Source organism: Collinsella sp. MSK.8.10 (genome assembly GCF_019041915.1).
In the GTDB taxonomy this organism is placed as follows: Bacteria; Actinomycetota; Coriobacteriia; order Coriobacteriales; family Coriobacteriaceae; genus Collinsella.
Window position 1 is genome coordinate 180,809 of record NZ_JAHPYF010000004.1, and the last position, 10,691, is coordinate 191,499.

A 10,691-nucleotide genomic window follows, 5' to 3' on the forward strand; every position below is an offset into this window, starting at 1 on the left:
GTTCGCTGTGTCTTATGACGAGATGAAGATATCCAAGCTCGGCGATGCCTGTTGTGGCTGTGGTGCATGTGCCGCGAAGTGCCCCAAGACGTGCATCTCCATGCATGAGGATAAGTTTGGCTTCCTACATCCCGTTATCGATGCAGGCGCCTGTGTGGGGTGCCATGCGTGCGATTCGGTATGTCCCGCGCTTGGCGGGGGCAAGTGCGACGAAGCTCTCGGGATCCGCTGGGCCAAGGGCAAGTCCAGTGAGCTGTTGGAGGCTTCCTCCAGTGGTGGCATCTTTGGCCTCCTAGCAGAAAGCGTGATCGCGGGCGGCGGTGTTGTCTGCGGAGCCGCCTGGGCCGACGGTTGCCGCCATGTCGAGCATGTGCTGATCGAGGACGCTGTCTCTCTCGATCGTGTCATGCGCTCCAAGTACGTCCAGAGCCGCGTAGGCAGGGAGGTCTACGCGGGGGTTCGCGATGCAATCCGCTCGGGTCGTCGTGTGCTCTTCGCTGGTACCGCGTGCCAGGTCGCGGGCCTCAAGCGCTATCTGGGAAAGACGGGGGGGAGCGCCCTTCTCCTCACCGTTGACGTTATCTGCCACGGTGTCCCGGCGCCGCGCCTATGGTCGGAGTGGATTGACTACAAGAATGTGCTCCGCGATTCGAACGTCTGTGACGTTAATATGCGGAGTAAGACAACCGGATGGCTGTCTTACTCCGCTATGTACGAGTACATAGCGGAGAAAGACCCATTCTCGTCTTGCGAGTCCACCATTTTCAATCAAGACTGGTACATGAAAGCGTTTCTGGCCAATGCGTCGCTGAGGCCCTCTTGTTTCATGTGTCCTGCCAAGAGAAGTTGCGGCTCCGACATCACCCTCGGCGACTTCTGGGGTTTCCAGGGCATCCATCCTGAGGTCGACTACTCTAAGGGTGTCTCTGCGGTTATCTGTAATACCGATAAGGGTATCGCAGCTTTTCAAGGAATTGCGAACTCCATTGACTGTGGCGAAGCGACCATCGAACAGGTTCTTGCTGGCAATCCTAGCCTGGTCAAATCGGTTGCCCCGTATGCGAAGTGCGATGAGTTTATGGCAGATTTTGCTTCAAGGATGGGTATCGAGGGACTGATGGCTAAGTACGACTTCAAGTCGTCTCTTAAGCAGCGCGTCCGCGGCAAACTCGGAGCGATCAAACGCAAGGTGCTCAAGGTTGCTCGCGAGGGCATTCGCTAGCGGCATGCGACGGGCAGCTGCAAGCGGTGCGTGAGCCCGCCGTTGCGTGCGAGGTTTGTATATGTCGTTCCACGTGGATCTATTAACCTGCGCATCTACTTAGCTACATACTTGTTGTCACCAAGATGATTTAGCGAATCTAATTGGGATGACGCACAGTATCGGGTAGTAAAGCAACGACTAAACGGCCTTCAATTAGCAACTTATGAATCAGATTTGTTCCATGATCTTTGTTATCAAGAGTTGCCCCATAAGCAGTCAAAAGCGCAATTGCTTTTGACATTACATCTTTCTTTGCCTCCTCAACGGTTCCGCAATCTCCAGATCTCTTCTCGTGCGGCCTGAAAAAGAAGATCAATTTCGTTTCTCCTTCATACAGGTTCACCGCATCAAATATTGCCTGAAAATATGAATAGTCAGCTTTTCCCAAAGAGTGACCGTAGAACTTTATAACGCGCGTACCATGTCCATAGGTGCTTGCGTTGGTGGGTACTTCAACAATTTTTTCAATATCTGGCGGATTTAATGCCATAACTCGATATGTCTTTGTAAAGGGCACAACGAGCTCATTGCCCATTATGCGAGAACCGTCAATCCCAAATACAATTTCACCGCCAAGTCTTCCGTGTACATTAACGTAGTTGATCGCATGTTCTTTCGAACGGAAATCCTCTGCGACTCGAGTGTAATTAAAGCTAAGGATGCTTTCCTGAATGTCATATTCTTCTTCACACGGTCGCTCATAATCCATCAGTTCAATCATGAGTTTTGATGCGCGGTCTTTATAGTCATCCGACTTCGAAACTGCCTCCTGAAGGTATTTCGAAAACTCCTCTTCAAGAATATGTAGGTCCTTCATGGTTCTATCCAGTAGACTACTAATGGTCCAATGACACCAGTGATTTGGGAGGCGGTGGAACAGCTGAAACGCAACCACCTCTTCAACATTTTTTGAATCAAATTCAGTTGGGTCGTGATTCACCAGAAAGTTAAGGCACTTTGAAAAGAGCGTGCCTTCTGACAATGGCTCAAAGCCGTCGGGTGCCATCCAATTTGAGATGGCACCCTCTATGTCGCACCAATTGGCATTTGGCATGCCCTCTAATATGGTATCCCATATTGTAAGGGTGTAACTTCGAGCTTCGTCACCTTTGCATTCTCTTAAATCTATATTTCGGGCATTAATATAGCTGCTGAACCCAGACGGCAATCCACACTCTAAGTCGAATCCGTTACCAATGATAATTAGCTGATGCCAATTTGGACGAAAATCAGGAAGATTAAAATTTGGGATATTCATATTCTGATTAATGGCAGGCAAGCTAAAATTCTGCGCACCTTGCTCTGTGACGGTTGTCATCTATTGTTCTCCCTGCGTCGTCTTTAATTGGCAATATTCTACTCATCGGTTATTTAACAATCATTCCTATTTTCGCCTGCAGTTTTTTATCGGCAAATTCTCTTAATTAAAAAAATGGCAATTGGTGGACGCGGGCGTCTACAACGTGACGATGAAGTCGAACTCTAACGACTTCCGCGCGAGTTCCATCCAGGGCGTCATGAAGCGCGTGAATGTCAAGGGCGTGCCCGTGGTGGTCTACGAGCCCACGCTGTACGCGCCGGAGCTCTTCGGCTCCGAGGTGACCCATGACCTGGAGGTCTTCAAGGCCGGCTGCGACGTAATCGTCCCCAACCGCTGGAGCGACGAGCTCGCGGACGTGGCGGCAAGGTGTACACGAGAGATCTGTTTAAGCGGGACTAGGGGAGAGGGTTTTTACTGCAACTCTAGCCATACTTAATAATAGTAATGTCAAGGATGATGCCGTATCGGATAGTTCCGATACGGCATCATTTGATGTAAGCCCCAACCCCTCAACCATATATGATTCCTTGCTAGGTATATCTAAGTCCATTTTCATAACTCGAGTCCTACAATTTCCACTAAAGGGCCACCATGAAAATAGAGTCTGAAAAAGACAATACCTCGTTGTTATCGCTATTCTTATTCACGGTTCAGGAATACGAGGCCATTACTGCACATATACTTTTACCGGCACCAAATGACTATTCTTCAATTTCCGATCCGCTCGGTCTTCGTGATTCAGCTATAGAGAATCTTAAGGCGACCTGGGCTGCAATGTATCTGCATGATGCTCCGGCGGAAATACTATTCCGACGGCGAGAGCGTGCAGCTGTGCTGATATCCACTTGCTGCTGCCTTTGTGGCTTGTTCAGAATCAGGCGACCCGTCAGAAGCCAGGGAAACCTGAGGTTCCGCCTGATGTGAAATTGGATTCGCGAGATCGGAATCATTTTTGATGGACTTATTGCCGATTTCGCTTGTTACGCTGTCGACTGAATTGCCCACTGCGCCAGCATCAACCTGCTCTAGGGTGTTTTCTTGACGCCGTTCTTCTTCCGCTATAACCCTTACGGGTATTGCTGCGCTAAGCATAGATACGCAAAGAACTGCGAAGAGCGAGCGGTAAAAGACTCGTTTCATAGCGGTGCCTCTCGATAAGATGGGCGCCAAGGCCCGGAGGCGGCGCCAGGCCAACACTCCGTGTATATGTCTGTGGGGTTATTTTGCGGTAACACCAGTCAACAACAGCGACCTTTTTGAACAAAGTTGGGGAGGGGAGGGGATGTTGGTGCACCTAGAATTGGCAGTGAGCTCGTATCGACGGCTATAGTTGGTTATTCAGGATGTAAAATCACAAACCAAGCTGGTTTACTACGGATTATTAATTTGATTGGGGGCCAAAGATGGTGGACGAATCTATTCTTGTTTCGATTCTTGATTCAGTTGCATCCATGCTTCCCTCCCTAGTAGGCACCCTAATTGGCGGCGGCGTTACACTGCTCGCTACGCGTATGACTATCAGGCACCAAAACGAGCTTGAAGACAAGAAAAGAAGGTTAACGCTTGAGGACGATTGGCGACAATACGAAAGGGAGAACCTGACACGTCTTCAAGAAACGATTCAGCACAGTATGCGCGCAAGCGCTAAGTGCTATTCCCAAATGCTGGAGTATGCCGCGACCGGAAGAAATTATATCGAGGCGATTATTGACGACAATGATTCTGAAGCTCAGCGGCATTATTTAGAGGATATCCTTCTACTCAGCGCACGTTTACCTGGAGATGACCTGAACGACGCCATGACTTTGTACCGAGAGAAAACGCGCCGAGTGACGCTTGAGTCGCATAGCGAATCACAGCTGAATGCTGCAATGAACGAACTTTTAATTCAGTATGACGCATGTATGGCGCTTGTGGGGCAAAGACTTCGGCGATGCGTGGGCGGCAATGAATAAATAATTGCCTGAAACTAAAAGGGATAATTGCGGCGGTGGTTTAATCATGAAAATCGAAAAAGTTCATATCAAGGGTTTCCGCAACTTCGACGACGTTGTTGTTGAGCTTGGAGAAAAGACTCTTATTTTCGGGCCTAACGATTCGGGGAAGACAAACTTCCTGCATGCTTTGAGGATTCTTTTCGATCCCAGCCTCTCCGCTAGGGATTTCGAGCTTACCACGTCCGATTTCAACTGTAGAACCAATCCTGATCGAGTGGAGATAACTGCGACGTTATGCGACGTCCGTGAGGATTGCCTGATCAGCACATTCGGCGGCAATTTAGCCGAAGGCAGAACTGTTATTGGTTATTCCTGCAACCGAGAAGGTGACTACAAGTTTCTGGTCGGAAATGAAAAACTCGGCATCGAGCCCGTGCAGTCACGCTTCTATATCAAGCATCTGGTGCTCGAGTATGTTAACAGCACCCGCGACGCCGCCCGCTTCCTAAAGCGCAGCCAGACTGCCCTGCTCGAGGCCGCACGCAATTCGCGAAACGACGACGATGCTCATGACGACGACGTTTCGATCAAAGCGATTCAAAGCAGCCTCGAATCGCTGAACGACGGAATTAGCGGGCTCCATTACATAACCAATGCTCTTAAAACTGTGAACGATGAGATGGCCAGTATGTCAGCCTTGAACGAGGGACGCGAGGCCCGTCTTGTGGCTGGAAACACGGACGCGGGCAAGCTTCTTGACAACCTTCAGCTCGCCTATCTGTCCGATGATGTTCCCTTGACTTTTGGCGGTGAAGGCCGGAACAACCAGCTGTTCTTCTCTACTTGGCTCTCTCAGAGGAACATTAAGAAGCCTGTTGAAAAGGTGAGCATCGTCGCCATAGAGGAGCCTGAGGCGCACCTTCATCCGCAGCAGCAGCGGGCATTGGCTAAGTATCTTTCTGGCTGTATTGACGGGCAGGTTCTTCTAACGACTCATTCGCCTCAAATAGTCGAGCGGTTTGTTTCCGATGCGCTCGTAAAGATGGGCAGCGAGGGCAAACCTACGTGCTCCGGCATCAAGCTCAGAAAGGAAGTCGATGACTTGGGCTATCGTCTTAACCCTATCGTTGCGGAGGTGTTCTTCAGCCGCGGAGTGTTCTTGGTGGAGGGTCCTTCGGAAATCATCTTCTTCCGTGCTCTTGCAGCAGCTGTCGGCATAGACCTTGACAGAGAAAACCTGTCGGTTCTCTCTGTAGATGGCATCGGTTTCATGCCTTACGTGCTTTGCTGCGAGGCGCTTGGGATTCCCTGGGTATTACGCACTGATAACGATGTATTCAAGGTCCCAAATAAGGAACGATATAGGCTTGCCGGAGTTGCTCGCGCATACGGGATCGTCGAATCGCTCGGACGTTCCTGCGTTGAGGCGCTATGGCTGAGAATCAAGAATTCATTGACATGGGATGGCGGACCGGCTGTCCCTGTTGAAGTTGCATCCGCGGTGAATGAGCTGCGCGATGCCCTTGAGTTTGAGGGCATATATCTTTCAGATCGCGACCTCGAGTACGATCTCATTGCAAGCGGTCTCCGCGGAGTTTTGGAAGAGCATTATGAAGTGGATAACCAAGAAGAGCTTTACGCCGCGATGACCGTGCGAAAGGCAGAGGGCATGTATGCGTTCATCTCTAAGCATCCACGCGAGCTGGAATGTCTTGCGGAAAGCACCTTCTGCAAGCCGTTGAGGAGACTCCAACTGCTGGCTTCTGTGGGTCACGGCGATGATTAAGCCTAGTGAGGAGCAGGCCAAGGTTATCGCCTGTGAAGAGTCCGCCGTCATTTCGGCACGACCGGGCAGCGGCAAAACGTTTACGATGGCAAGGATGATAGTCAAAGCATCTGAGCGTCTTTTGAGCTATCAGGGCGTTGTGGCCATTTCATACACCAGAAAGGCTAGTACTGAGCTTAGGGACAGGTGCTCTGGGTTAGGGGTACGTGCTGGCAATTCGTTTTTCGGAACGATCGATGCTTTTTGCCTTGCTATGATTATCCAGCAGTTCGTCCCCCATGTCGTTGGTCGAATGGTCGAAATTGATGTAGTCGATGATGACCAGTCGCTTCCCGCGTCGAGGATCAAAGACCATTGGGTAAGCCCCAACGAGGACCGCTGGGATCTTATCCGCGAAGCACTTTCCTTGGGAGTGCTTCCGGTCTCGGCTTTGAGCGAGGTCGCTTACTGCATGGTGAAACACGTCCCCGCCGTGAGGAGTTTCCTGCACGCCCGCTATAAGGCGGTGTTCATCGACGAATATCAGGACTGTGGACTTGCCCAGCACATGCTGTTCAGAGAACTCGTCAATATCGGAATTCGAGGCGTGGCCTTCGGGGATATGGATCAAGCTATCTTCGCATATGACGGCCGGTCTTCAGTCTTCCTAAATGAGCTGATTGCGGATCCACACTTCAAGACTTTCGAGATTACCGAAAACCACAGGTGTCATCGGAGCATCGTTGATTACTCACTGAGGCTTCTAGGTACGCAAGCGCCTTCTCGCGCCTGTCAAGACAAGAGAGTTGTGCTGGTTAAGGTATCGGGCGACGAAAGAAACATAGCCGACACCATTTGTGAGCATCTAGATGTGATTACCGAACAATACAAAGTTGAGCGCCGCAACGAGTTCGCATTGTTGTCTACATCCAACATGATGCTCGAGCGGTACGCAGGACTTCTCGGCATACCTTCTAAGATTGTTATTTCCACGAAGCTGGACGTTGGCTTTAGCCGGTCTCGCATATTTTTCAGGGAATTGCTGGCGTTTCTGTACTCAAGTGGTTATGTGGGTGATTTTCTCGACAGGTATATTCCTGCAGAGCAAATGCCCCGCGCAAGGTTTACAGCTAACGACCTTCTGCGGGCTCTAAAGAATGCCCCAGATGATTCATGGATCGAGCTATATGATTCCTTTTGCAGCCTAGAAGAGCTGTGTCTTGAGAACGATGTCGACCCGGAAGCGCGATTTGATCTCGGAGAGGTCCTTTCTGATGTCGATGAGCTTAGGGGTGGTTTTCGGCCTGCCCGCGAAGATGAGGTGAACCTGCTTACATACCATAAGGCGAAGGGACTTGAGTTCGACGTTGTGTTCTGTCTTGATTGCTATAAGTTCCTCATGCCTCCTTATAATTACGAGAAACAAGACTATGACGCATATCAACAATCGCTGAATATGCATTATGTCGGGCTTACGCGAGCACGAAAAGTTTGCTATATTCCGCTTGCCGACTGGCGCCATAATGCGAAGAGGAAAACAATGGAGGCAATTCCTTCGGAGTTCCTACAAAAGCCTGGGCTAATGAACCTTCGACGTGAAGTGCGCTGGGGCACCGGAAATGCAGAAGATGATGCCTAGCGTCGAGTCTGACACATATGGGTTTAATATCGACCTGGCTGATTGAGCGGTCCATCTAAAGGGCTAATGCCACATTCGTTTAAAAGATCGGTTACCGCCCAATGAGAGGAAAGCCATTACAAGGAAAGGGATACAGTTCATTAAGCTAGAGTAACTATAATGAATTTCAGCGTAAATAAATAATTTCTGCTGAGGTGCAGCCATGACTGGACGTATCCCTTGGACTCGATATTCAGGTGAGGATGTCGAGTCTGTTCTTGCGACGTTTATTTCTCTTGAAGAGCGTAACGCCATTAAAATTCGACCTTCTAGGGGCGATGGAGGAATTGACCTTATCGTTTACCTTGATGCTGAAACGGTCGATATATATCAAATTAAAAAATTTGCTGAAAACCTAAAAAACAGTCAGAAGGCTCAGATTGAGAATTCGTGGCAGGAATTATCGGCAACTACAGCCGTTTTGCATGTAAAAATAAATAGTTGGCATCTTGTGATGCCATTAGATCCCACAAACGAGAATCTAAGATGGGCTAAGGAACTGGTTGAACCTTCCGGTACAAAATTCATCTGGGATGGCCTTTCAAGAGTTGATGGCTGGGCGTCCAAATATCCAGAAGTAATTGATTACTACTTTTCTAATGGAAAAGAAGAGATCTCTGAGTATGCTGCGAAACTGCTCTCCATGGCCAATCTTCCAGACTGCAGCGATCCAGTCATTCTCGAGAATAGGCTGCGCGATCTTTGTTCCAATCTAGATAAACTCGATCCATACTATGCATATTCAGTTCACGTGCTCTCAGAATACGACAAACGAGATGATTTCTGCACGCGTGCTCCTGGTGTTGTTATGTCCCAAATTCTAGTAACCCCCGGGGCAGGCCGAATCGCAATCGACGTAATTGAAAAGACGCCAATAGCTTCAATGCTGCATCCCTTAACGTTTTCAGTGAAAATTATTGCAGGGACTGATGAAGAAAAAGAGCAGGTCCAGAATTATATCGAATATGGCATGCCCTTCACTTCGTTGCCGGCGGAAGTAATTGACCAAGATTGCCAATTACCTGTTGGTCGTTCCTATGAAGGATTTCGAAGGGGGATCATTAAGAGCTTTGACCTGAATACATCAAATTGCATAAGGTCGGCATCGTTATTCTGGGAGGGATGCGGTGAGCTACAGTTAATAGTTGACAAAACCACCCATGGAACTAAAGGAGTATTCTTTTCCGCCCACGATGATACAGAAACCTTCAAGTTGAACTTTAAATGGGATGCAAGTCAGCCCGGCGGCACCCTTAACTACGAGTTTTCATTTAGCAATTTAGCCAATAAGCGTTCTCGAGACGTTGCAAGAACCTATCGATTTTTAAGCGAAGCCACTGATAAAAAGGTGGATCTCCGAATCAATGGCACGAGCGCCCTCTCTTTCAATCTCGACATTAGGGATGATCTGATTGATTTAATCAATAAAATATACGGTCTGGCGGTTGCGCTAGAAACCGTTAACAGGGCTGCGGACAGTGAAATGCCATTTCCAGACGTTTATAAAACTACTAAAGGGGAAATTGCAAATCTTAGAGACGCGGCAAGACTACTCGATGGTGAATCGGTTGTATATAGCTGGGAATCGCATTGGTTTAATCTGGATGGGGATAAAGTTCAAAACCTTGAATGTCCCTCTTTAGCCCTCTGGATAAAGCCGTTAACTGTTAGGCTTGGAGATAGAGGGGTATTCTGCGGTTTTGCACAGACTACTTTAGTTGTCGGTTCTTTCGAATGCTCAACAGACCAAACGAATGATTCTGAGCGGAAGCTAGTTTTAAGTCCAGATGATCAATATGGAAACAAAGCCGTACGCGTAATGGTTCCACCAAATGAAGAGGTGTTGAAGGGCCGAGATGCCTTATGGACCATTCGTCCTCCAAAAGTAGCAGATTGGTTAACAATAGTTGAAGCTGCCGAATCGTCAGATCAAATGCGGCTACCAGAGTAGAATCGCGTGCTGTCAAAATCGACAATGCCATGAATCCCAATTTTGGATCTAAAGGACCCCATTCGATATCACCCGACCTTCCATTCACCGACTGGCAAAACGATTTACACCTAATTATCGTTACTGCTCAGAGGCATTTTCCTTATTTAAGGCCTGATCTCGCTAAACTAATAACTGCTGCTACCAGGGCATTTTCTGGTGCACATTCTATTGGCTCCTGCGAAGATCGGAGCGGGTATGTTTGCTGCCAAGTCCCACACCAGCCGTCATCGCATTGCGATTGTTACCATGGCCTGCCTATGCGTTCTGCTGGGCGGGCCTTCTTATGCCGCGGGCGCGGAGAGCCTCATCATCGCGGGCGCGACGTACTACGAGCCGGGCGTGTCGGGCCCCGGCTGGGCCTGGACCGATGCCGACCACCTGGAGCTTAACGGCTACGCGGGCGAGGCCATCGGCGCCGAGGGCGACCTGGTGCTGACGCTTGCCGGGCAAAACTCCGTGACGGAGTCGCATGCGCCCAATGCGGACATCACGCTGTGCGGCATGGAGGTGTGGGGCAACCTGGCGCTTCGCGGCACCGGCGCCCTGTCGGCCACGGGCTCGCAGTGCGGGATCCACGCCTCGCAGGCGCTCGTGGTGGACGGGTGCACCGTCGATGCCCGGGCAGACGGGGCCGATATTACGGACGAGGCGGTCGCCGGCGTGATCGCAGGCGACATAGCCGTGCGCGGCGGCGGGCGCGTCGTTGCCGTAGGCGCAGGGTCCGGAGCGGGTG

At 49.9% G+C, this 10,691-nt stretch carries 9 protein-coding genes; 7 read left to right on the top strand and 2 right to left on the bottom strand.

Annotated features, from left to right (window positions below):
* Positions 1-7: 7 nt before the first annotated feature.
* A complete protein-coding gene (locus tag KTF55_RS06225) occupies positions 8-1,222 on the top strand; it encodes a Coenzyme F420 hydrogenase/dehydrogenase, beta subunit C-terminal domain (protein ID WP_217108070.1) in 1,215 nt (404 codons plus the stop codon).
* A gap of 139 nt (positions 1,223-1,361) precedes the next feature.
* Here KTF55_RS06225 and KTF55_RS06230 read toward each other — a convergent pair whose 3' ends face one another.
* Positions 1,362-2,582, bottom strand: coding sequence for an AbiH family protein (locus KTF55_RS06230; RefSeq protein WP_217108071.1), 1,221 nt, complete (start codon positions 2,580-2,582; stop codon positions 1,362-1,364).
* A 151-nt stretch (positions 2,583-2,733) separates the two neighbouring features.
* On the opposite strand from KTF55_RS06230, the gene KTF55_RS06235 reads away from it, so the two are divergent.
* Entirely contained in the window at positions 2,734-3,021 is a 288-nt protein-coding gene (locus KTF55_RS06235; RefSeq protein ID WP_217108072.1) for a hypothetical protein, read from the top strand.
* A gap of 368 nt (positions 3,022-3,389) precedes the next feature.
* Here KTF55_RS06235 and KTF55_RS06240 read toward each other — a convergent pair whose 3' ends face one another.
* Positions 3,390-3,725, bottom strand: a complete 336-nt coding sequence (locus tag KTF55_RS06240; RefSeq protein ID WP_217108073.1) for a hypothetical protein — start codon at positions 3,723-3,725, stop codon at positions 3,390-3,392.
* Between the two features lie 263 nt (positions 3,726-3,988).
* Between KTF55_RS06240 and KTF55_RS06245 the strand changes: the two genes are divergently transcribed.
* The 5 genes from KTF55_RS06245 to KTF55_RS06265 all read left to right on the top strand — a co-directional run.
* Positions 3,989-4,540, top strand: a complete 552-nt coding sequence (locus KTF55_RS06245) for a hypothetical protein (protein WP_217108074.1) — start codon at positions 3,989-3,991, stop codon at positions 4,538-4,540.
* Positions 4,541-4,586: 46 nt separating this feature from the next.
* On the top strand, positions 4,587-6,308 hold the full coding sequence (locus KTF55_RS06250) for an ATP-dependent endonuclease (protein WP_217108075.1): 1,722 nt from the start codon (positions 4,587-4,589) through the stop codon (positions 6,306-6,308).
* Positions 6,301-7,926 (top strand): UvrD-helicase domain-containing protein, encoded by a 1,626-nt coding sequence (locus KTF55_RS06255; RefSeq protein WP_217108076.1) that lies wholly within the window; start codon positions 6,301-6,303, stop codon positions 7,924-7,926. The genes KTF55_RS06250 and KTF55_RS06255 overlap by 8 nt, the downstream gene beginning before the upstream one ends.
* Positions 7,927-8,128: 202 nt before the next feature.
* On the top strand, positions 8,129-9,916 hold the full coding sequence (locus KTF55_RS06260; protein ID WP_217108077.1) for a hypothetical protein: 1,788 nt from the start codon (positions 8,129-8,131) through the stop codon (positions 9,914-9,916).
* A 237-nt stretch (positions 9,917-10,153) separates the two neighbouring features.
* On the top strand, positions 10,154-10,691 hold a 538-nt coding region (locus KTF55_RS06265), incomplete at its 3' end, for a hypothetical protein (RefSeq protein ID WP_217108541.1).